Source organism: Agrobacterium sp. CNPSo 2736, assembly GCF_004005385.1.
GTDB lineage: Bacteria > Pseudomonadota > Alphaproteobacteria > Rhizobiales > Rhizobiaceae > Agrobacterium > Agrobacterium leguminum.
Genome location: NZ_RZTX01000005.1, coordinates 103,004 through 124,820, shown reverse-complemented (window position 1 = coordinate 124,820; position 21,817 = coordinate 103,004). Strand labels below are relative to the sequence as shown.

Below are 21,817 nucleotides of genomic sequence, written 5' to 3'. Positions count from 1 at the left end.
GCATTCAACAGCTTCCCTTTTCAAATGGCGGCAAGCTGTTATAGAAGGCTTCAAATCGATTTAATTCTTTGAGGACAGGCTGGGACCATGGAAGGACAACGCTGTATCGCGCTCATCGCTCATGACGAGAAAAAGGACGATATGGCGGATTTCGCCCGTCATCACCAGAAGGCGCTTGCGGGCTTCAGGATCGTCGCCACCGGCACAACCGGCGGGCGGGTACAGGAAGCCTGTCCGGGTCTTGAAGTCATTCGCCTCAAAAGCGGTCCGCTTGGCGGCGACCAGCAGATCGGCGCGATGATCGCCACCGGCGAGGTGGACATGCTGATCTTCTTCACCGACCCACTGACGGCCATGCCCCATGACGTGGATGTGAAGGCGCTGACGCGGCTTGCTACGGTTTACGATATTCCCATGGCGCTCAACCGCGCCACCGCAGAAAATCTCATCGACTTCCACGTCGCCAACTGAACCTCCCAACATGGAACAGGCAATGCCGAAGACGTCCGATACCGAATATCTGTCCTTTCCGATCCTTCTTGGCGACATCGGCGGCACCAATGCCCGCTTTTCCATTCTGATCGATTCCTTTGCCGAACCGGTGCACCTCACCACCGTGAAGACGGCGGAATATCCGACCATCGACGACGCCATCCAGCAGGCGGTTCTGGACAAGACCTCGCTGCAGCCTGTCTCGACCATTCTGGCGATCGCCGGCCCGATCGAAGGTGACGAGATTCCCCTCACCAACTGCCACTGGGTCGTCAAGCCGAAGGATATGCTGGCCAATCTCGGCTTGAAGGATGTCATCGTCATCAACGACTTTGAGGCGCAGGCTCTGGCGATTGCAGCGCTTGACGACGACAACCGCGAATCCATCGGCTCCGGCCGCAAGGATGTGCTGGCATCGCGCGTCGTTCTTGGACCCGGCACGGGGCTTGGTGTCGCCGGGCTGGTTTATGCCCGCCATATGTGGTTCCCGGTGCCGGGCGAAGGCGGCCATATCGATATCGGCCCGAGAAGCGCGCGCGACTATGCGGTTTTCCCGCATATCGAAACCATAGAGGGCCGTGTCGCCGGGGAGCAGATCCTGTGCGGGCGCGGGCTGGTCAATCTTTACCGGGCGGTCTGCACCGCCGATGGCATCGAGCCTGTCTTTTCCGATCCGGCCGACATTACCTCGCAGGGGCTTTCGGGCGATAACCGGCAGGCGAAAGAGACCCTGTCCCTTTTCAGCACCTATCTCGGCCGCGTGGCCGGTGACCTCGCGCTGATCTTCATGGCCAAGGGCGGGGTCTATCTGGCCGGCGGCATTTCGCAGAAGATCATTCCGGCGCTGAAGAGCCCGGAATTCCGGGCTGCCTTCGAAGACAAGGCGCCGCACAGCGCGCTGATGCGGACCATTCCCACCTTCGTCGTCACCCATCCGCAGGCGGCGCTTTCCGGGCTTGCCACCTATTCGAGAACGCCGTCCGATTTCGGCCTGTCGCTGGACGGACGACGCTGGAGGGCTTGATCGTTTCCAACGGTCAGCCCTTCGTGATGCTTGCGAAGCGGGCGGGCGGTCTTTAACGTCGCTGTAGCAAACATCAATCGACAGATACCGGCGGATCTCGATCCGCCCGAGATGAAAAGTGAGTGACAGCATGGGCAGCAGCGGCATGAAACTGGTGGTGGTCGGCGCGGCGGGCCGCATGGGACAGGCGCTGATCCGCCTCATTCACCAGACCCCCGGCGTCCAGCTGCATGCCGCCGTCGCGCGCGAAGGCTCGGCCTTTGTCGGCCGCGATGCCGGCGAGATTGCCGGTCTTGGGCCCATCGGCGTCGAAATCATCAGCGATCCGCTGCAGGCATTTCTCCACGCAGAAGGGGTGATCGATTTCACTTCTCCGGCAACCAGCGTCACCTTCGCCGGCCTCGCCGCACAGGCCCGTATCGTGCATATCATCGGCACGACGGGCTGCTCGGCGGAAGACGAGGAAAAATTCAAGGCCGCATCGCGTCATGCGCGCATCGTCAAGTCGGGCAATATGAGCCTCGGCGTCAACCTGCTCAGCGTTCTCACACAGCAGGCGGCGCAGGCGCTGGATGCGCAGAACTGGGATATCGAAATCCTTGAAATGCACCACAAGCACAAGGTGGATGCGCCCTCCGGCACCGCCCTTCTGCTCGGGGAGGCGGCGGCGGCGGGCCGCAAGGTCGATCTCACCGCATCGTCCGTTCGCGTGCGCGACGGGCATACGGGTGCGCGTGAAGCGGGGACCATCGGTTTTGCCACGCTGCGTGGCGGCTCGGTGATCGGCGAACACTCGGTGATCTTCGCCGGAGAGGGCGAGCGCGTCGAGCTTTCGCATTATGCAGGCGACCGCTCCATTTTCGCACGCGGCGCGATTGCTGCGGCCGTCTGGGCCTTCGACAAGAAACCGGGCTTCTATTCCATGCTGGATGTGCTGGGGCTTTCGCAGGCGGAGTAAGCTTTCGGCTTAATTCTCCACCGTGAATTCGACCGTATCGGCCGAAAAGCGGCTGATGGCGTATTGCACCGGTACGCCATCCATATCGGCGTTCAATGCTTGAGTAACAAGCAGGATCGCGCCCGGCGACAATTCGAGATCGGCCAGATCCTGCGTGTCCGCATGGCTGGCGGAAATGACGGTGGAAATACGCACGTAATCCGCCACGCCCAGCATATTGAAGGCAGCGGTAATCGAGCCGCTCTTCTGATAGGCCTCCCCTATTCCGGCGAAACGATCCGCCGGAAACCATGTGGTCGAGCGGGAAACTGGCCGGTTATCGGCCTTGCGGAGCGTTTCGAGACGTATGAGCGGCGCACCCGCCGGCAATTGCAGCCGCACCGCCAGATCGGCATTGGCCGGTTCGGTCGTGTGGGACAGAAGCAGCGCTTCCATTTCCTTAACCTGATCGCCGATGCCCTCCGTAAATCGCGTGCGCCGTGAAATCGGAAAACTCAGGCGCTCCTTGCGGGCGATCATGGTCCCGCGCCCCTGCATCGGCTCGAGAATACCTTCGCTGGCCAGCGCCGCAATGGCGCTTCGGACGGTATGGCGGTTGACGCCGAATTTTTCGGCCAGCGTCATTTCCGGCGGCAACATGCCGGTTTCATCGTGATCGCCCGCCGCGATCTCGCCTCTGATCCTGTCGGCGATCTGCCGCCAGAGCGCCACGCCGTTCTTTCTTTTCATCGCTGCCGAAGGGCCCATGTCACACGCTTGTCATTCATCAACGTTAAATGTAACTTATATTGTATAGTTGTCTATATCAATAGACATTAGAGGTCAAGCGATGATTAGCGAAACTGCGGATTTGCATGCAGACAGAAAGCGGGTGGCGGCGCTTCTTGCCCGCGCCACCGTGCACGAACTCGAAAGCGTCTGGAACCGGCAGGATGAGAGCCCCCGGACGGAAAACGTGCGCGGGCCGGAAACCGGCCTCGTCATGGTCAAGGGCCGTATCGGCGGCGGCGGCGCACCCTTCAATCTGGGTGAGACGACCGTAACACGGGCAACCGTCAAGCTTGCCTCGGGCACCGTCGGTCACGCCCATGTTCTCGGCACCGGCCGCAAGAAGGCCTGGTACGCCGCCGTTTTCGATGCGCTCTGGCAAGAAAGCCCGACCCGCGGCTTCATCGAAACCGAGCTTCTTTCCCCGGTCGAGAAGCGACTGGCCGAGGAGAAGGACAGGAAAACAAAAGAGACCGCCGCCACCCGGGTCGATTTCTTCACCATGGTTCGAGGAGAAGATTGATGAGCGTCAAGGCCGAAGCATTGACGGGCGGTTTTTCCGACGCCGTCTTCGATTCCCAACGGATTTTCAAGAAACTCATGGATGGCATGGCCCGGCCGGGCACGCCGCAGACAATCGAAACCGCGGTCGCCCCGCCATCGCCTCTCGCCCCCGCCACCGGCGCGGTCCTGCTGGCGCTCTGCGATCACGATACGCCGGTCTGGCTGAGCGGCGCCCTGCGGAAAACGACCGTCCCCGGCTGGATCGGATTTCATACCGGTGCGGTCCCGACCGAGGAAAAAAGTGCGGCACATTTCGCCGTCATCGAAGCGGGCAGCGCCATAGCCTCCTTCGGTCTCTTCGCGCAGGGAAGTCAGGAATATCCCGACCGCTCCACCACGCTCATCATCGAGTTGCCTGATCTGGATGGTGGGCAGGAATTGCTGCTCTCCGGCCCCGGTATCCGCCACGTCAACATCATCAGCCCCACCGGCCTGCCGGACATATTCCCGAGGCTGTGGGCGGAGAACAACGCCATCTTCCCGCGCGGCGTCGACGTCATCCTGACATCCGCCGACAGATTTGTCTGCCTGCCGCGCACGACGCGCATTCAATCCGTGGAGGCATAAGATGTATGTTGCTGTCAAAGGCGGGGAAACCGCCATTGCCAATGCCCACCGGCTTCTGGCCGACAAGCGGCGCGGAGACCGCGACCTGCCCGCCATGACGGTCGCGCAGATCGTTTCGCAGCTTTCGCTCGCCGTCGACCGGGTGATGGCGGAAGCGTCTCTTTACGATCAGTCGCTTGCAGCCCTTGCCGTCAAGCAGGCCCGCGGCGACATGATCGAGGCCATTTTTCTGCTGCGCGCCTACCGCACGACCCTGCCGCGTTTCGGTTATTCGGTTCCGGTGGATACCGCTGACATGACGGTGCAGCGGCGTGTTTCCGCGACCTACAAGGATTTGCCGGGCGGGCAATTGCTGGGGCCGACCTTCGATTACACCCATCGCCTGCTCGATCCTTCGCTTCTCGAGGACGAGGCCGTTGAGACAGCCACCCAGCGCGAAGGCGAGCCGGAACATGTCATGCGAGTTTCCGATATTCTGGCGCAAGAGGGACTGATCGAAACTGACGGCGATATGCCTGATGATCATATTGCCGGCGACCTGACACGGGAGCCGATGGAGTTTCCAATGCCGCGTGACCTGCGCCTGCAATCGCTGGCGCGTGGTGATGAGGGTTTCCTTCTGGCGCTCGCTTATTCGACGCAGCGCGGTTACGGCCGCACCCATCCGTTCGTCGGTGAAATCCGCATCGGCGAGGTCGAGGTTGAACTGGAGGTGCCGGAACTCGGCTTTGCCGTCTCGCTGGGCGACATACAGGTCACCGAATGCCAGATGGTCAACCAGTTCAAGGGTTCGGCCAAGGCGCCGCCGCAATTCACGCGCGGCTACGGTCTGGTGTTCGGCCAGAGCGAGCGCAAGGCGATGGCCATGTCGCTGGTCGACCGGGCGCTGCGGGCGGGCGAATTCGGCGAGGACGTCGTGGCCCCCGCGCAGGACGAGGAATTCGTCATTTCACACGCCGACAACGTTCAGGCGACCGGTTTCGTCGAACATCTGAAACTGCCGCATTACGTGGATTTCCAGGCCGAACTCGGTCTGGTCAGGAAAATGCGTGCCGATTTCGAGGCGATCAACGCCAATGGCGCGGAGTGGATGGGCGATGCGGCCGAATAGCTCAGCGGCTGTGCTGCTCGCCAAACCAGTAAGCGCAAAAGACGGTCGATGCTGCAAAGACAGCAAAGAACACGGCGGCAAGAATTCCAATCTCCATGAGCTTGTACTCCTTTTTTCACAAGGCTAACGCGCAATGCTTGAAGAAGTTTCATTTGACGACGGGCTGGCTGCCTACAACTTCGCCTATCTGGACGAACAGACCAAGCGGATGATCCGCCGGGCGATCCTGAAAGCCATCGCCATTCCCGGTTATCAGGTTCCCTTCGCTTCCCGCGAAATGCCCATGCCCTATGGCTGGGGCACCGGCGGTGTGCAGGTAACCGCCTCCATCCTCGGTCCAGAGGATGTGCTGAAGGTTATCGATCAGGGCGCGGACGACACGACCAATGCGGTTTCCATCCGCGCCTTTTTCCAGAAGGTGGCAAATGTTGCCGTCACCACCCGCACCAGGGATGCAACCATCATCCAGACGCGGCACCGTATTCCCGAAGAGGAACTGCATTCGGGTCAGGTCCTCGTCTATCAGGTTCCCATTCCCGAGCCGTTACGCTTCCTCGAACCGCGCGAGACCGAAACGCGCGTCATGCACGCGCTGGAGGAATACGGCCTGATGCACGTCAAGCTTTACGAGGACATCGCCCGCAACGGACGCATCTCCACCACCTATGCCTATCCGGTGAAGGTTGCCGGGCGTTACGTGATGGATCCATCGCCTACCCCTAAATTCGACAATCCGAAAATGCATCTCTCGGACGCCCTGCAGCTCTTCGGCGCAGGACGCGAAAAGCGCATCTATGCCGTGCCGCCCTATACCGACGTCGTCAGCCTCGATTTCGAGGACCATCCCTTCGAAATCCAGCGCTTCGACAAGCCCTGCGCGCTGTGCGGTGCGGAGAATGTCTATCTGGACGAGGTGGTGCTTGATGATAAGGGCGGGCGGATGTTCGTCTGCTCCGATACCGACCATTGCGAGGACCGCCGCGCCCATGGCCACAAGGGCCATCTGCTGGCGGATGTGAAGGAGGCCGCAGAATGAGCGACGCACCGCTTCTGAAAGTCAGGGACGTTTCCAAATATTATGGCGACCGCGCCGGCTGCCGCAACGTCTCCTTCGAGCTTTATCCGGGCGAGGTGCTGGCCATTGTCGGCGAATCCGGTTCCGGCAAGACCACGCTTCTCAACTGCATTTCCACCCGGCTGATGCCGACGGCGGGCAGCGTGGAATATCGCATGCGCGACGGTTCGGTGCGTGACCTCTATCATATGGGCGAGGCCGAACGACGTTTCCTGATGCGGACCGACTGGGGTTTCGTGCACCAGAACCCGGCGGACGGGCTGCGCATGGCGGTTTCGGCCGGCGCCAACGTCGGCGAGCGGCTGATGGCCGTGGGCAACCGGCATTACGGCAACATCAGGCAATCGGCCAGCGAATGGCTGGAGCGGGTGGAAATCGGCACCGACCGCATCGACGACCAGCCGCGCGCCTTTTCCGGCGGCATGCGGCAGCGCCTGCAGATCGCCCGCAACCTCGTCACCTCGCCGCGCCTCGTCTTCATGGACGAACCGACCGGCGGCCTCGATGTTTCCGTGCAGGCGCGCCTGCTCGATCTGGTCCGCGGTCTGGTCAACGATCTCGGTCTCGCTGTCGTCGTCGTCACCCATGATCTTGCCGTGGCGCGGCTGCTTTCCCATCGCATGATGGTGATGAAAGGCGGTGACGTCATCGAGCACGGACTGACCGACCGGGTGCTGGACGATCCGCGCGAGCCCTACACGCAATTGCTTGTTTCCTCTATTCTGCAGGTTTGACGCCATGCCGACGCCTCTCATCGTTTCGGAAGTCTTCAAAAGCTTCACCATGCATCTTCGCGACGGTATCGAATTGCCCGTCGTCCGCGATGTCAATTTCTCCGTTTGCGGCGGCGAATGCGTCGTGCTCGGCGGTCCCTCCGGCATCGGCAAAAGCTCGATCCTGAAAATGCTCTATGGCAATTACGCCATCGACAGCGGGCAGATTCTCGTCCGTCATGAGGGCCAGGTCGTCGATATCGGCAACGCCTCGCCACGCACGATCCTCGATATCCGTCACCGCACCATCGGTTATGTCAGCCAGTTCCTGCGCACCGTGCCGCGTGTCGCTGCCATAGATGTCGTCGCCGAGCCGCTTCTGGCGCGCAAGGTTGCCGCCGATGAAGCCCGCGAACATGCAGCCATGCTGCTTTCGAAGCTCAACCTGCCACGGGAACTATGGTCGCTCCCGCCTGCGACCTTTTCGGGCGGCGAGCAGCAGCGCGTGAATATCGCGCGCGGTTTCATCACCGACCATGCGATCCTGCTTCTGGACGAGCCGACAGCCTCGCTGGACGCCCTTAACCGGCGTGTCGTCGTCGATATGATCGTCGAGAAAAAACAGAAGGGCACGGCACTGCTCGGCATTTTCCATGACGAGGAGGTGCGGGAAGCCGTCGCCGACCGCATTCTGGACGTCTCACAGTTTTCTCCCAGAAAGGCAGCGGCATGAGCGTCAAGGTCGGCCTGGAACCCGTCATCCATGAGACCGCCCGTGTCAGCAATTCCTCGATTGGCCGCTATACCGAAATTTCGGAACGCTGCCGCATCGAGGAAGTCGAGATGGGCGACTACTCCTATGTCATGCAGGATGGTGCGATCTGGTGCGCCACCATCGGCAAATTCGTCAACATCGCCGCCTCCGTCCGCATCAACGCCACCAATCACCCGATGCAGCGGGCGACGCTGCATCACTTCACCTATCGTGCCCACAGCTATTGGGACGATGCGGAGGATGAGACGGACTTCTTTGCCGCGCGCCGCGCCAAACGCGTGATCATCGGCCACGATGTGTGGATCGGCCATGGTGCGACGATCCTGCCCGGCGTCACGGTCGGAAACGGCGCGGTGATCGGGGCGGGTGCAGTCGTCTCAAAAGACGTCGCGCCCTATACCATCGTCGGCGGCGTGCCCGCCCGGCTGATCCGGGAGCGCTTCCCGGCGGAACTTGGCCGGCAAATGGATAATCTGAAATGGTGGGACTGGGACCACGCGGCATTGCGCGTCGCTCTCGAGGATTTCCGTAATCTGGACGCCGAGGATTTCGTCGCGAAATATGGCGGATGAAATCTCCCTCTGCCGAACACCTGCAAATCCCGGGGCGCCCCCGGGATTTTTGTTTATTCGATCAAAAAAGACACGCGGAATTGAACGGTCCAAGATTCCTCCCGAAAGCTTTGTCGGCGAACAGGCAGATGCGAAATCCGTGAAATCTGTAATATTTTATTCATCAAACTGACATCCACACTTCACGCACCGCTGTTACGCCGAACCCCGTCAAAAAGAAGATTGGACGGGGAAATGAGCTTTCACCTGAAGCAAGTCACGCGCCGCTTTGGCAACCACACCGCGGTCGATTCCGTGAATGTCGAAATTCCGCAGGGCCAGATGGTTGGCGTTATCGGACGCTCGGGTGCGGGAAAATCGACGCTGCTGCGCATGATCAACCGCCTCGTTGATCCGTCCTCGGGTTCCATCCATTTCAACGACACGGAAGTTTCGGCGCTGAAGGGCGCGGCGCTTCGCAGCTGGCAGCGCGACTGCGCCATGATTTTCCAGCAGTTCAATCTGGTGCCGCGCCTCGATGTGCTCACCAATGTCATGCTCGGTCGCCTCAATCACCGCTCGACGGCGCTCAGCCTGTTCAACATCTTCACCAATGACGAGCGCCTGATGGCCATCGCCGCCCTGGAAAGGCTCGGCATCGAGCATGTGGCCATGCAGGCTGCCGGCACGCTTTCCGGCGGTCAGCAGCAGCGCGTCGCCATCGCCCGCGCCCTGATGCAGTCTCCGAAGATGGTTCTGGCCGATGAGCCGATCGCTTCCCTCGACCCGCTGAACGCCAAGATCGTGATGGACGCGCTGCGCGACATCAACGAACGCGAAGGCATCACGGTCATCACCAACCTGCATACGCTGGATACGGCGCGCAATTATTGCGAACGCATCATCGGCATGTCTCAGGGCCGCGTCGTTTTCGACGGAACCCCTACTGAGCTGACGGCTGCGGCCGTCACGGAGATTTACGGAACCGATTCTCAAGGGTCGGGCATCGACGAGACCATGACCTCGACCAGCATCAATATTCCCGGCGCGCAGCTTCCCGCGCGTCCGGTGCAGCAATCTGCCGGCCCCGAACCGCTCGCTCTCGCCGGGCTCTGAGGAACCGCTCAGCATCGTTTGCGCCCGCGTCAAGGGCCGATACTTCACAACAAACTCCGGCTCGCCGGGAAACAGGAGAAAGTCCATGTTGAAGAAAGTCCTTCTTTCGGCAGTCGCGCTTGGCGTTCTGGCCGGTTCCGCCATGGCTCAGGACGTCAAGGTTCTGCGCATCGGTCTCGACGGCTCTGAAAACGAAGCCGACCAGATCCGCAACACCAAGTGCGTTGCCGATGGCCTGAAGGCCGCGACCGGCGTTGCCGAAGTTCAGGTTTTCCCGTCGCCGGACTATAACGGCGTCATCCAGGGTCTTCTCGGCGGCACCATCGACATCGCTTCCATGGGCGCGTCCTCCTACGCCAAGATCGCTCTTGCCGATCCGAAAGCCGTCGATCCGATCCTGACCACCGCCGGCGCTGACGGTTCGACCGGTTATTACACCATCATGGTTGCCCGCAAGGACAGCGGTATCAAGACGCTGAAGGATGCCAAGGGCAAGAAGATCGGCTTCGCCGATCCTGACTCCACCTCCGGCTTCCTCGTTCCGAACGTGGCGATCCCGAAGGAAACCGGCGTTCCGGTCAAGGAATATTTCTCCGAAACCGGCTTCGGCGGCGGCCATGAGAACCTCGTTCTCGCCGTTCTCGACAAGAAGTTCGATGTCGGCACGACCTTCGGTTCGGGCGTCGGCAAGTGGGAAGAAGGCTACACCGCCGGCAACCTCTACCAGATGGTCAAGAAGGGCAACCTCGACATGGACGATATCGTCGAAGTCTGGAAGTCGCCGCTGATCCCGAACGGTCCGCTGATGGTTACGAACAAGCTCGGCGACGCGATGAAGCAGAAGGTCGAAGACTTCTTCATGGAACTGCCGAAGAAGGACCTCGCCTGCTTCCAGGGTTTCACCCAGGGCAAGAACACCGCCTACATCAAGGTCGATCCGTCCTTCTACCAGACGATCATCGACGCCCGTAAGTCCGTTATCGGCGGCTGATCCTCAGATCATATCCGGAAGCGGCGGTGCCTTGCGGCACCGCCGCTTTTGCCAATAAAGGAAAAGCGGCATGGCGACCACACTGCAGCATGGCACCCTCTCGCCCGAGGGATTGAGCGCATCGTCCCAGACGGTCATGCGTCACTATCAACAGCAGCTTGCGACACGGCGAATCTATACCGTCATTTCGCTCGTGATCTTTCTCGCCATCCTCGCCGCCTCGTTGAATTTCGCCAATGCGGCCAATTCGGGCAAGTTCTTCGAGCGTCTGCCCTACTTTTTCGACTTCATGAAAACCTTCGTGCCCGATAGTCCGCTGGAAATCTTCCGCGCGATGTTCGACCTGCCGTCACCCTACGCGGATGGCTCGCTGAAATACAATTATGTCGCGGACCGCGTTTACATCACCGACGGTTTCTACATACCGCACTTCATCTATCAGCTGATCATCACGCTCAATATTGCGCTGGTCTCGACAATCATCGGCACGGGTTTTGCCTTCGTGCTCTGCTTCTTCGCCTCCACCAACCTTGTCGGCGCCGGCCTCGTGCGCTGGGTGGTGCGCCGGGTGATGGAAGTGCTGCGCGCTTTTCCGGAAATCGTCGTCGCCGGGTTGCTCACCGCCATTCTATCCATCGGTCCGATAGCGGCGATCATCGCGATTTCGGTCCACACGATCGGCGCTCTGGGCAAGCTTTTCTTCGAAGTAGTGGAAAATGCCGACATGAAGCCGGATGAAGGCCTGCGCGCCGCCGGCGCCAACTGGCTGGAGCGGGTGCGTTTCGCCATCGTGCCGCAGGTTCTGCCCAATTTCGTGTCCTATGCGCTGCTGCGCGCCGAAATCAACGTACGCGCCTCCACCATCATCGGTGCCGTGGGCGGCGGCGGCATCGGCGAGGTCTTCCGGCTTTCGATTGGTAACGATCATGCGTCGAAGACCTATGCCATCATCATCCTTCTGCTGATCACCATCATCGCCGTCGACCAGTTTTCCAGCTGGCTGCGCCGCAGGCTGATCGGCCATCAATCCTTCGAATTCGGACGGGGAGCGGCCTGATGTCGTCCAGCTTCATTCTCAACACCGCCGACCGCGAGAGGTTGACGGCCGCGCATCCGCAAGTGTTCAATCGCAGTTTCATGCAACGATATGGTCTGCTGGCCGGCATCCTCATCGTCTTCGCCTATCTCGTCGGCTGCTTTTTCTTCTTCAATGTCGGGCCGGCTTTCATGCAGGGCCGGTGGGATCGTGCCTCGAGCTATATTCAGGACTGGTATTCCTGGCGCGCCCAGCCGCGCCTGCGTTTCGAAGACGGCAAGGTTGAGCCGCAATGGTCCAGCCGCGGGCAATATCCGGTCGATGCAAAGATCGACTGGCTGCAGCCCCTGCCGGATGGCGGCTACAGTGTCGTTTATGCGGGCATGGAAAACCGCCTCGACGTGACCCCGACCCGGGTGGATGTCTATGTCGACGGCAAGAATTATCCCGTCATCATTAATGGAGAACAGGCCCGGGCATCCAACGATGTGCCGCAGGAAATCCAGCAGGACGGCAACAAGGTTCTCGTGCATTTTGGTTTTGCCGGACAGGCGGAAATCCGCACCAGCCAGGTCTATGTACAGCGCCGTTTCCTTGGATGGGCGAATTTCCTGTTCGACACCAAATCGGAATTCTGGGGCAAGGGCTTTGGCGAACTCGCCGCTCTCGCGCTGTGGGGAGAAAGGCTCGATCCCGAGCGCTCCAATATCGGCCATATGGTGGATGATTTCCTCGACAACAGCGTTTGGCAACATGCCGATATTCTTTCCAAGCTGATGCAGACGCTGGTCATGGCCTTTGTAGGCACGCTGTTCGGCACGCTCGTCGCCCTGCCGCTCGCCTTCATCGCCGCGCGCAACATCACCGCCAACAGGGCCGCAAATTGGGGCATGAAGCGGCTGTTCGACTTCCTGCGTTCCATCGACATGCTGATCTGGGCGCTGTTCTTCACCCGCAGCTTCGGCCCCGGACCGATCCCCGGCATTGCCGCGATCTTCTTCACCGATACCGGTGCGCTCGGCAAGGTCTATGCCGAGGCGCTGGAAAATGTCGACGACAAGCAGCGCGAGGGTGTCAAATCGGTCGGCGCTTCCCCGATTGCGGTCAACCGCTTCGGTGTGCTGCCGCAGGTCCTGCCGGTCTTCATTTCGCAGTCGCTCTATTTCTGGGAAAGCAATACCCGCTCCGCTACGATCATCGGCGCGGTGGGCGCGGGCGGCATCGGTCTGAAACTGCTGGAAGCGATGGGTACCAATGCCGACTGGGACAAGGTCGCCTATATGGTCCTGCTTATCCTCTTCGTTGTTTTCCTGTTCGACCACATCTCCAATTCGCTGCGTTCACGCCTGATCGGCAAAACACAACACTAGCTCTGAAGGGATGGAATGACGAACGTTGTAACGACGTTCGCTATCTCTGCCGGATACTCGCGCAGTCCCAATTTATGCCGGCCGTATCCCGTCATCATCTCTGCCTGTGTCTTCAGCACATTCGGAAGTTTGCCGCATTTCCAATGCGCTTTTTTCCTTCGGCATCATCATTCTGTCACGGAAACCAATTACGTCGCACTCCTGACCTTGCGGGAAGCCGGCGAGTCACGCCAAATAGCTTCTCATCCCTGGTCTCCCATGACACTGAAGAGTGCTTGCCGTGCGCTATGCCATCTATTTTTCTCCGGCTAAAGATCACCCGCTAACTGAGGCAGCGTCACGCTGGCTGGGCCGCGACGCATTTTCCGGCACGCTGCATGACGACCACGACGACTATGCCGACATGACGGAGGAGCCACGCCGCTATGGTTTCCACGCGACCCTGAAGGCTCCTTTCGAGCTTGCCGAAAAATATAGCGAAGCGGAGCTGCTCACGGCCTTCGAAGATTTCGCGGCCAGCCAGTCCACCTTCGAAATTCCGCGCGTCGTCGTCGGTGCACTCGGGCCGTTTTTTGCACTGGTCCCGGACCGCACCTATCAACCGCTGCAGGATTTTGCCGCCGAGATCGTCGATCATTTCGACCGGTTTCGCGCCCCCCTGTCCGAGACCGATATTGCCCGTCGGCGGCCACAGATGCTGACGGAGAGCCAGCGGCAAAATCTGTCACTCTGGGGTTATCCGCATGTCATGGATGATTTCCGTTTTCACATGACGCTGACCGGCCGCATCGATGAAACCGAACAACCCGCCATGCACGAGGTGCTTTCGGCGCGGTTTTCCGAATTCACCGATCGACCTCTCAGCATTTCCGGCCTCGCCTTGTTCATTGAAGAAACGCGCGGCGCGCCCTTTACCGTTCATAGCTGGCACCCCCTTGGCCAGCAACCAAAGAAAGATGCGAACCCATGACCGAGCACGCCCTTTCCAATGCCCGTATCGTTCTGGAAGACGATATTATTCTGGGCTCCGTCCTGATCCGTGACGGCAAGATCGCCGATATCAGCGAAGGTGCTTCCAAAACCGGCGAAGACCTGGAAGGTGATTATTTGATCCCGGGTCTGGTGGAACTGCATACCGACCATCTTGAGCAGCATTATTCACCGCGCCCCGGCGTGATCTGGGACAAGATCGCCGCCATTCAGGCCCATGACGCGCAGGTGGCCGCCTCCGGCATCACTACCGTGTTCGACTGCCTGCGGCTCGGTTCGGATGAAGACGGCGGCTTCAAGAAGGGTGAAATGCGCGAAATGGCTGACGCCATCGAGGCCGCGGCGGATCAGAACCGCCTTCGTTCGGATCATCTGCTGCATCTGCGCTGTGAAGTCGCCTCCTCGGATGTGCTTGAAAATTTCGAAGACTTCGAAACCGATCCGCGCGTGCGGCTGATTTCGCTGATGGACCACTCCCCGGGGCAGCGCCAGTTCCAGTCGATGGATCAATATATCTTCTATTACCAGAAAAAGCGTGGGCTGAGCGACGAGGCTTTCGCCGAGTTCGTGCGGCGTCGGCAGGCGGCGTCGGCGGAATATTCCGCCAGGCACCGCGATTATCTGGCCGCCCGCTGCGCCGAACGCGGCATTACCGTCGCAAGCCATGACGACGCCACCGAAGCGCATGTCGGCGAGGCTATCGGCCACGGTGTGAAACTGGCGGAATTCCCCACCAGCGTCGAGGCTGCAAAAGCCTCGCACAGCGCCGGCATGAGCGTGCTGATGGGCGCGCCGAACATCGTTCGCGGCAAGTCCCATTCCGGCAACATCGCCGCCCGCGATCTTGCCGAGATCGGCGTGCTGGATGTTCTTTCTTCCGACTATGTGCCCTTCAGCCTGCTCTTCGCGCCATTCCTGCTCGCCGACCAGGTAGAAGCCATCAGCCTGCCGGAAGCGCTGCGCATGGTCACCGCCACGCCGGCGCGCACCGTCGGCCTTCTTGATCGCGGTCGTATCGCGACGGGATTGCGGGCCGATCTGGTCCGGGTTCACCGCGAAGATGGTGTGCCGGTCGCCCGCTCCGTCTGGCGTCAGGGCAAGCGCGTGGCATGACCCACGATGGGCAGGATAGCCGGCGCGCGGCATCGCCCGGCACGATGATCGTGATTGTCGGCCCGAGCGGGGCCGGCAAGGACACGCTGATGGACTATGCCGCAGCGCGACTGTGCGGACGGCCGGGCTTTCACTTCACCCGCCGCGTCATTACCCGCAGCGGCGATGCGGGGGGTGAAAACCACGATGCCGTTTCGATGCACGAGTTCAACCGGCTGGAAGATGAGGGCGCCTTCGCGGTGTCCTGGCAGGCGCATGGACTGAAATACGGCATCCCTGCCGCTGTCTATCATCATCTCAATGCGGGAGACGTGGTCATCGCCAACGGTTCGCGTTCCGCCCTGCCGCATTTCGGCACCGCCTTTTCCCGTCTTAAGGTCTTGAACATCGTTGCGCGGCCGGAGGTTTTGGCAATGCGCCTGGAGCAGCGTGGGCGAGAGAGCCGGGACGATATTCTTCGGCGGCTGGAACGCAGTTCGCTGACGGTCGCTGGAAATTTCGACGTCACGACCGTCGATAATAGCGGCGCTATCGAAGATGCCGGCCAAGCCATCATGCAGGTGCTGGAGCAAAGCGCAGATACCGACCGCACTTAAAATCCCGGAGCCGGGCTGCTCGACAAACGCTCTTTCAAGGCTTACCATCAGGCGACAATTTCCAAACATGGTACGCCAAGGCGAGGGATGCCCGAGAAGAGGGTCAGCGACGAGATAAGTGTGGTGGCCGGTCTGGCTGCCGGCGTCAGCAATTATGCCCGGTCACGGGGCATCGATATCGCGCCGATCTGCAAGGCTCTGGACATTGATCCGGCCACATTCAGCAGCCTGACGGAACGCATCAGCCTCGATAGATTTTCCCGTCTGCTCGAAACCTGCGCACTGATTTCCGGCGACGACGCCTTCGGTTTGCAATGCGCCTCTACCTTTCCAGCGGGTGCATCCGGCGCGTTCGGATATGGGCTGATCAGCGCACCGACGGTACGGGCGTTCCTGCGTTTTCTTCAGGACCATGTTTATTACGCGACCAATAACAGCAATTTCACCATGGTAACGGATGCCACGCAGGTAACCCTGTCATGGTCCTTCGCGCCGGTTATCGCCAAACGCGATCAATATGTGGATTTGTCGCTCGCCGTCCTGGTACAGCGTCTCCGTGATATTCTCGGAGATCGCATCAACCAGATCGAGATCGGTCTGGAGCGGCCGAAACCGAATAATATTCAGCTATTTAAAGAAAGAATGACCAGGCGCGTCAGTTTTTCCCAGCCCATCCATACCATGCGTCTTCCGGTATCGCTTCTCGATGTGGTTAATCCGAATGCGGATGAGCGGCTGTTCGAGCTGATGAACCTGCAGTGCCGCATGTTGCGACCGGAAACATCGGCGGACGCGACCCATTTCATTGACCAGGTGAAGCGGTACATGCAGATGCGGCTTTCGGATGCCGAGCTTTCGCTCGGCGAGATCGCTCCCTATTTCAACCTGTCGGAGCGGAGTTTTCAACGGCGGCTCGCAGAGCTCGGCACCAATCTCAACGAGATAAAGGATGCCATTCGCAAAAATGCCGGTTTCAAACTCCTCGTGGAAAGCGATCTTCCGGTATCAGACATCAGTTACAGGCTTGGCTATTCGACACCCGGTGCGTTTTCGCGTTCCGTTTCCCGCTGGTTCGGGGCAACACCGACCGACATTCGCAAGAAACACGCGCATCATTCCGCCGGATGATACATGTTGAAGGCATCAATATTTCGGAATGACGCATTAAATTTGAGAAATATGTCGGCGCTCATCGCAATATGTGCCGAAACATAACAATAAAACGAAAAACTTGGCGCGAGATGTTATTCTATCGGTGAGGCACATCGCCTATTAGAGCGCCGCATATCCTTCGGGTGTGACGAAAACATTCCAGAGCTTTGAAGCTGCATTTCGCGCCAGACCGATTGTGGTCTCTGGCGATATTGGTGTCGCAGTTCGTCTCAATGCCCAGAATAGAGCGTCCGGGTCGGGATGGGCTTGCTGCGAAAGCGGCCCTTTATTGCATAATTACTGATGCCCGATGAAACCTATTGGCGAAATTAGCGTTTCTGTTCGCGTATAGACAGAGCGGTAAACGAGCTGGTTTCGGGGAATGAATCATTGACTGATCGCGCCCCGGGAAGGCCAATCTCTTTTAAGGCTGAAAGAAAATGTCTTCAAATATGCCGCATGAACATCGCCAGACGCGTGAAATCATCCTTTCGGAGCGTGAGCGGCACTATTTGGGGCTGGTCGCGCGGGGCAAGCATCCGTCCCACATCGCCTTGATAACCGGCGCGGACGAAGCGGACGTGAAGGACACTCTTGAAAGGGTGCGCCACAGGCTGGGTGCGGCCAATCTGCTGAATGCCGTCAGCATCGCCTTGCTGCGCGGCCTGATCGAGCAGCACGCATAATCGCCCACCTGATCATCCAAGCTTACGCGAAACGTCCCCTCCCGTAAGCTGAAAACCGAATGAGCGGCTTTCTGCGTCAAAATCCTTCCATATCAATGGAGGGATGGCGGACCAAAGCGGGCTGGACATGATGTCCGGCCCTATCGACGCAAATGCAAAGCATGCCATTTACGGTTTGCCCGGCGGGTCATAGTCGACCCGCCGGGTTTTAATTGTCGCATCAGAGCGATTTAATTTCGGCCAGAATATCGCTTTCGATCACGATGCCGCTTACCAGCGCCTGCTTGCGAATCCCCTGGCTGCGGCGGCCGGGCAGACGCACATTTTCCTGCTTTTCTATCTCGCCGGCTATGAGCCCCAGCCGCTCGGTAAAGGCCGCGCCGCCTGACGATACCGGGTCTATGGCGATGATCGTGTGGCCGAGAGATGGTGGTGCTCCCTTGTCGTCGAGAAGGGAAGATGCCTCGAATGCGAAGTTTCCGCCGGTAATCGCAGCGGCCATGATCTCCACCATCAATGCCAGCGCAGCGCCCTTGGCCTCGCCTGCGGGCACCATGGTTCCCTCTATGGCCTCTTTGGGATCGGTCGTCGGCCGGCCGTTTCGGTCGAGCGCCCAGTCGCCGGGAATGGTTTCACCCTTCTGGCGGGCCGCCATGATCTTTCCGCGCGCGACCTTGGAGAGTGCGAGATCGATGACCAGCGGATCGGCGCCGCTGACGGGGGTAGCGAAGGCGATTGGATTGGTTCCATAAAGCGGTTTGCTGCCGCCCCAGGGGGCCATGGATGCCGGGGCGTTGGCAAACATGAGCGCGACAAAACCCATTTCGGCGAGGCGCTCGACGGTTAGCGCCATGACACCCGCATGATGGGAGCGATGGATCGCAGCAAGCGCAATGCCCTGCTGCCGGACCATGTCCGGCAATTCCTCAAGGGCGCAATCGATCGCCGGATAGGCATAGCCGTGATTGGCGTCGACCGAGAGCACGCCCGGCCTCACGCGTGTCGCCACCGGACGCGCCTTGCCATCGACCTTTCCAACCCGCGCCTGCCGGACGTAAACGGGGATGCGGCGAAAACCGTGACCACCTTGGCCGGCCGCCTCGGAGGCGACGAGCGCCTTTGCCACCGAACGGGCGTTTTGCGGCAGAACGCCGTTGCGCTCAAAGATAGAGGATACGAGATCCTCCGCCTCTGCGATTGAGAATTTCATGATTTTCGTGATTCCTGTTGGCTTGCATGCGATGGGACGGACTGGTCCTACTTTGCGGTATACGGTCGCTGCAAATCAACATGGAAAATAAATCGGGCATCCCATCCTCTCCAGAGTGGGGATGCCCTTATGCGGTCGGGCTGCTTCACCCTACTTGAAAAGAATCGGCAGTGTAAAACTCGTATTTGCGCCTGGCGGCGGCGGCGAGACGGACGCTCTTTGTATGACGGCCAGAAGCTTCTGATCCATCGCCGAGTCACCGGTGGATGAAATAATCCTCGCACCGCCGACGGAACCACCGCTGTCTATCTTGAATGAAACCGTAATGGTCATTCCCGATTTTCCAGCCGAACGCACAAGTCGCCGCTGCATCGCCGAGCGCACTTTCGCACCCCAATCGGCATTTGACATGGACGAGGACGAGAAGGAGCCGGCATTGCTGCGCGATGCCGCCGTCCGGTCGGACTGCTGGGCTTCGGCCTTCGCCGTTTCGCGCAGTTCCGATGCCTGCTGCGGTTTGGGACGCTGGCGCTCGACCTTCTTCTTCTCTTCCGGCTCTTTCTTTTCCACCTTCTTTTCGACGGGCGGCGGAGGAGGACGCATGACGGGCAGAGGGACCTCGACATTTTCGAGTTCCGCCATCATCTGCTCCTGAACGGGATCGACCGGCTCCACGGGTTCGGGAATTTCCTGCGGTTCGACGATCTCCTCGACCGGCGGTTCGGGCGGCTGCACCGGCTCTGGCGGCGGCGGCGGCGTTTCCGCAACCGGTTCCGGTGGCGGCGGCTCTTCCGGGGCGGCTTCCTCCACCGGTTCGCTGCTGTCGCTCTTCACCTCTTCGGCGTCTTCGACATCCTGCGCCGGGGTCGTTTCTTCGGTCTTGACGGCTTCCGGTATTGCCGCCATTTCGATCATGATAGCGGCAGGCGGCGGCCCGCCGGCATCCAGCTCCTCGGGCTCCTGCATGAGATAATAGGCAAAACCGGCGTGAACGCCCAGCATGAGCAGCGCCGCGGCGGACCACAGCGTCACTTCCCCGATACGGGAATGCCGGGCCTGCGGGTAGCCGTTTTCAGTCATGGCGCGGTTCCCGGCGCTGCGGGTTGGCCAGCGGCAGCGGGCTGCGATGCGGCAGCCGCGTTTTCCAGCCCGACAAGGGCGATCTTCAGATAACCGGCATCTCTCAGCAGGTTCATGATTTCCATGAAGTGGCCGTAATCGACCGCCTTGTCGGCCCGCAGGAAGATGCGCGTATCCTTCTTGCCGCCCGTCTGCCGGTCGATGGCGGCCGCCAATGCTTCGCGGGCAACCGCATCATTACCGAGATTGAGCGAGAGATCGTCCTTGACCGTCAGATAAAGCGGCTCCTCCGGGCGTTCCGCCGGCTTTGCGGTGGATGCGGGCAGATCGACATTCACGTCGACGGTGGCGAGCGGTGCCGCCACCATGAAGATGATGAGCAGAACCAGCATCACGTCGATGAAGGGCGTAACATTGATCTCGTGGTTTTCGGAGAGATCGTCTCCGCTATTTTCGCGAATACCGCCAGCCATGGCCGATCACCGTCCAACCAGCGATACTGCGGGCTTACTGGTGCTGCCCGGCGGAATACGGCGGAAATCGAGATCGCGGCTGACGAGGCGTTCCACACCGGCTGCGGCATCCGCCAGCAGATGGCGGTAACCGGTGATGGAGCGGGCGAAGACGTTGTAGATCACCACGGCCGGAATGGCGGCGACAAGGCCGATGGCGGTGGCGAGCAGCGCTTCGGCAATGCCCGGCGCGACGACGGCAAGGTTGGTCGTCTGCGATTCCGAAATGCTGATGAAGGAGTTCATGATGCCCCAGACGGTGCCGAACAGACCCACGAAGGGAGCGGTGGAACCGATGGTCGCAAGAACACCGGTCCCGCGCGACATGCGGCGACCCGCATGGGTTTCGATACGCGACAGCGCCGAAGAGACACGCTCCTTGATACCGCCGCCATCCGTGTGTTCGACCACCGCATCGGAAAGCTGCATTTCGTGGGTTGCCATGCGCAGCATCAGTGCTGCCGGCCCGCCCTTCTTTTCGACGGCCTCGGTGGCCTCGGTCAGGGTTTTTGCCCTGCGAATGACCTTGAGCGTCGAGCCGGCGCGCACCCGCGCACCTGCAAGCTCGATAGACTTCGCGACCCAGACCGTCCACGTGACCAGAGATGCGAAGGCAAGGCCGATCATGACACCCTTTACGACCCAGTCGGCCGCCATGAACATGCCCCAGGGAGAAAGGTTGTGCGGGATATCCGCACGATGTTCAGCACTCGCGGGTTCGGTGCTGACAGGCTCTATCGGGGTCGCGGCTTCATTCGGCGCGGTCGTCTGGCCCGTCTGTGCGGGTTGCTCGGCCTGCGTCGGCTGCGGCGCCAGACCTTCGACGCCCGGTGCGGTATTCGTCGCGGGCTGAGCGGGTGCAGGCTGGACCGGTGCGGGCTGAGTTGACTGAGGCTGCGAGGGTGCGGTGGCGGCCGGTTGTTCCGGTACAGTCGCGGAAGGCTGGACGGGCGTGGCCGCCGGAGCGCTCGGCGTCGCAGGAGCGACCGGCTGAACCGCTTCCGTTTGCGGTGCGGGCTGTATCTGGGTTTCCGATGCCGTCTGAGCGAAAACCGCGCCGGCACTCAGGCCAGCACTCAAGCCGGCCAGCAAGGTGACAGTCATGGCAAGGGAGAGATGCCTTGTCGTGTTTGCCTTGTTGAAGGATGCGGAAGAAGTTGAGGTCTCAGCTGACATAATTTTTATCCCGGATTTCCGTCGATGAACTCATCCGCAGATTGACCGGTTCCTGAAAACCGGGGTCATGAACGGATACCGTCGTGAAAGCTTGACGTTCCGATAATAAACCTGAGTTCTTTTGACAACTATTATATTGTCAAAAGACGACCCGTAAACTCTTCTTTACAAAAAATTGACCGATCAAAGGC

Annotated in this window: 24 protein-coding genes; 19 read left to right on the top strand and 5 right to left on the bottom strand. The window is 60.1% G+C overall.

Annotation, left to right across the window (positions count from 1 at the left end):
* Positions 1 to 87 precede the first annotated feature (87 nt).
* From EM858_RS10745 to dapB, 3 genes are all read left to right on the top strand, one after another.
* Complete coding sequence (locus EM858_RS10745; RefSeq protein WP_003524431.1) at positions 88 to 471, top strand: methylglyoxal synthase; 384 nt, start codon at positions 88 to 90, stop codon at positions 469 to 471.
* 22 nt (positions 472 to 493) lie between these two features.
* Complete coding sequence (locus EM858_RS10740) at positions 494 to 1,516, top strand: glucokinase (RefSeq protein WP_003524429.1); 1,023 nt, start codon at positions 494 to 496, stop codon at positions 1,514 to 1,516.
* 130 nt (positions 1,517 to 1,646) lie between these two features.
* Positions 1,647 to 2,474: a 4-hydroxy-tetrahydrodipicolinate reductase gene (dapB, locus tag EM858_RS10735; RefSeq protein WP_080818327.1), complete on the top strand. Its 828-nt coding sequence runs from the start codon at positions 1,647 to 1,649 to the stop codon at positions 2,472 to 2,474.
* A 9-nt stretch (positions 2,475 to 2,483) separates the two neighbouring features.
* On the opposite strand, the gene phnF is transcribed toward dapB, so the two are convergent.
* A complete protein-coding gene (gene phnF / locus EM858_RS10730) occupies positions 2,484 to 3,221 on the bottom strand; it encodes a phosphonate metabolism transcriptional regulator PhnF (RefSeq protein ID WP_127756685.1) in 738 nt (245 codons plus the stop codon).
* Positions 3,222 to 3,303: 82 nt separating this feature from the next.
* Between phnF and phnG the strand changes: the two genes are divergently transcribed.
* The 16 genes from phnG (at position 3,304) to EM858_RS10645 (ending at position 17,648) form a co-directional block, all read left to right on the top strand.
* Positions 3,304 to 3,765 (top strand): phosphonate C-P lyase system protein PhnG, encoded by a 462-nt coding sequence (gene phnG, locus EM858_RS10725; protein WP_127756684.1) that lies wholly within the window; start codon positions 3,304 to 3,306, stop codon positions 3,763 to 3,765.
* Complete coding sequence (phnH, locus tag EM858_RS10720) at positions 3,765 to 4,373, top strand: phosphonate C-P lyase system protein PhnH (RefSeq protein ID WP_164865399.1); 609 nt, start codon at positions 3,765 to 3,767, stop codon at positions 4,371 to 4,373. The genes phnG and phnH overlap by 1 nt, the downstream gene beginning before the upstream one ends.
* 1 nt (position 4,374) lies before the next feature.
* Complete coding sequence (locus EM858_RS10715) at positions 4,375 to 5,484, top strand: carbon-phosphorus lyase complex subunit PhnI (RefSeq protein ID WP_127756682.1); 1,110 nt, start codon at positions 4,375 to 4,377, stop codon at positions 5,482 to 5,484.
* A 133-nt stretch (positions 5,485 to 5,617) separates the two neighbouring features.
* Positions 5,618 to 6,520, top strand: coding sequence for an alpha-D-ribose 1-methylphosphonate 5-phosphate C-P-lyase PhnJ (locus EM858_RS10710; protein ID WP_003524420.1), 903 nt, complete (start codon positions 5,618 to 5,620; stop codon positions 6,518 to 6,520).
* Positions 6,517 to 7,293 (top strand): phosphonate C-P lyase system protein PhnK, encoded by a 777-nt coding sequence (gene phnK / locus EM858_RS10705; RefSeq protein ID WP_003524419.1) that lies wholly within the window; start codon positions 6,517 to 6,519, stop codon positions 7,291 to 7,293. Before EM858_RS10710 ends, phnK begins: the two co-directional genes overlap by 4 nt.
* A 4-nt stretch (positions 7,294 to 7,297) precedes the next feature.
* Positions 7,298 to 8,005, top strand: a complete 708-nt coding sequence (phnL, locus tag EM858_RS10700; protein WP_003524417.1) for a phosphonate C-P lyase system protein PhnL — start codon at positions 7,298 to 7,300, stop codon at positions 8,003 to 8,005.
* Positions 8,002 to 8,619 carry a DapH/DapD/GlmU-related protein gene (locus EM858_RS10695; protein WP_127756681.1) on the top strand — a complete coding sequence of 206 codons (618 nt, stop codon included), beginning with the start codon at positions 8,002 to 8,004 and terminating at the stop codon, positions 8,617 to 8,619. Before phnL ends, EM858_RS10695 begins: the two co-directional genes overlap by 4 nt.
* 234 nt (positions 8,620 to 8,853) lie before the next feature.
* A complete protein-coding gene (phnC, locus tag EM858_RS10690; RefSeq protein ID WP_035264410.1) occupies positions 8,854 to 9,714 on the top strand; it encodes a phosphonate ABC transporter ATP-binding protein in 861 nt (286 codons plus the stop codon).
* Positions 9,715 to 9,799: 85 nt separating this feature from the next.
* Entirely contained in the window at positions 9,800 to 10,705 is a 906-nt protein-coding gene (gene phnD, locus EM858_RS10685; protein ID WP_080852847.1) for a phosphonate ABC transporter substrate-binding protein, read from the top strand.
* Between the two features lie 70 nt (positions 10,706 to 10,775).
* Positions 10,776 to 11,762: a phosphonate ABC transporter, permease protein PhnE gene (phnE, locus tag EM858_RS10680; RefSeq protein WP_127756680.1), complete on the top strand. Its 987-nt coding sequence runs from the start codon at positions 10,776 to 10,778 to the stop codon at positions 11,760 to 11,762.
* Positions 11,762 to 13,111, top strand: coding sequence for a phosphonate ABC transporter, permease protein PhnE (gene phnE / locus EM858_RS10675; RefSeq protein ID WP_127756679.1), 1,350 nt, complete (start codon positions 11,762 to 11,764; stop codon positions 13,109 to 13,111). Before phnE (EM858_RS10680) ends, phnE (EM858_RS10675) begins: the two co-directional genes overlap by 1 nt.
* 271 nt (positions 13,112 to 13,382) lie before the next feature.
* The gene (locus tag EM858_RS10670; protein WP_164865398.1) at positions 13,383 to 14,081 is read left to right on the top strand and encodes a DUF1045 domain-containing protein; all 699 of its coding nucleotides are present in this window, start codon (positions 13,383 to 13,385) and stop codon (positions 14,079 to 14,081) included.
* A complete protein-coding gene (locus EM858_RS10665) occupies positions 14,078 to 15,214 on the top strand; it encodes an alpha-D-ribose 1-methylphosphonate 5-triphosphate diphosphatase (protein ID WP_127756677.1) in 1,137 nt (378 codons plus the stop codon). Before EM858_RS10670 ends, EM858_RS10665 begins: the two co-directional genes overlap by 4 nt.
* Positions 15,211 to 15,810 carry a phosphonate metabolism protein/1,5-bisphosphokinase (PRPP-forming) PhnN gene (gene phnN / locus EM858_RS10660; RefSeq protein WP_164865397.1) on the top strand — a complete coding sequence of 200 codons (600 nt, stop codon included), beginning with the start codon at positions 15,211 to 15,213 and terminating at the stop codon, positions 15,808 to 15,810. The genes EM858_RS10665 and phnN overlap by 4 nt, the downstream gene beginning before the upstream one ends.
* 87 nt (positions 15,811 to 15,897) lie before the next feature.
* On the top strand, positions 15,898 to 16,938 hold the full coding sequence (locus EM858_RS10655; RefSeq protein ID WP_003524402.1) for an AraC family transcriptional regulator: 1,041 nt from the start codon (positions 15,898 to 15,900) through the stop codon (positions 16,936 to 16,938).
* A 464-nt stretch (positions 16,939 to 17,402) separates the two neighbouring features.
* Positions 17,403 to 17,648: a LuxR C-terminal-related transcriptional regulator gene (locus EM858_RS10645; protein WP_127756676.1), complete on the top strand. Its 246-nt coding sequence runs from the start codon at positions 17,403 to 17,405 to the stop codon at positions 17,646 to 17,648.
* A 220-nt stretch (positions 17,649 to 17,868) separates the two neighbouring features.
* Here EM858_RS10645 and EM858_RS10640 read toward each other — a convergent pair whose 3' ends face one another.
* From EM858_RS10640 to exbB, 4 genes are all read right to left on the bottom strand, one after another.
* Positions 17,869 to 18,858 (bottom strand): Ldh family oxidoreductase, encoded by a 990-nt coding sequence (locus tag EM858_RS10640; protein ID WP_127756675.1) that lies wholly within the window; start codon positions 18,856 to 18,858, stop codon positions 17,869 to 17,871.
* 150 nt (positions 18,859 to 19,008) lie between these two features.
* Positions 19,009 to 19,938 (bottom strand): TonB family protein, encoded by a 930-nt coding sequence (locus EM858_RS10635; protein WP_127756674.1) that lies wholly within the window; start codon positions 19,936 to 19,938, stop codon positions 19,009 to 19,011.
* Positions 19,935 to 20,411: a TonB system transport protein ExbD gene (exbD, locus tag EM858_RS10630; protein ID WP_080818355.1), complete on the bottom strand. Its 477-nt coding sequence runs from the start codon at positions 20,409 to 20,411 to the stop codon at positions 19,935 to 19,937. Before exbD ends, EM858_RS10635 begins: the two co-directional genes overlap by 4 nt.
* A 6-nt stretch (positions 20,412 to 20,417) precedes the next feature.
* Positions 20,418 to 21,626 carry a tonB-system energizer ExbB gene (exbB, locus tag EM858_RS10625; RefSeq protein ID WP_164865396.1) on the bottom strand — a complete coding sequence of 403 codons (1,209 nt, stop codon included), beginning with the start codon at positions 21,624 to 21,626 and terminating at the stop codon, positions 20,418 to 20,420.
* Between the last annotated feature and the right edge of the window lie 191 nt (positions 21,627 to 21,817).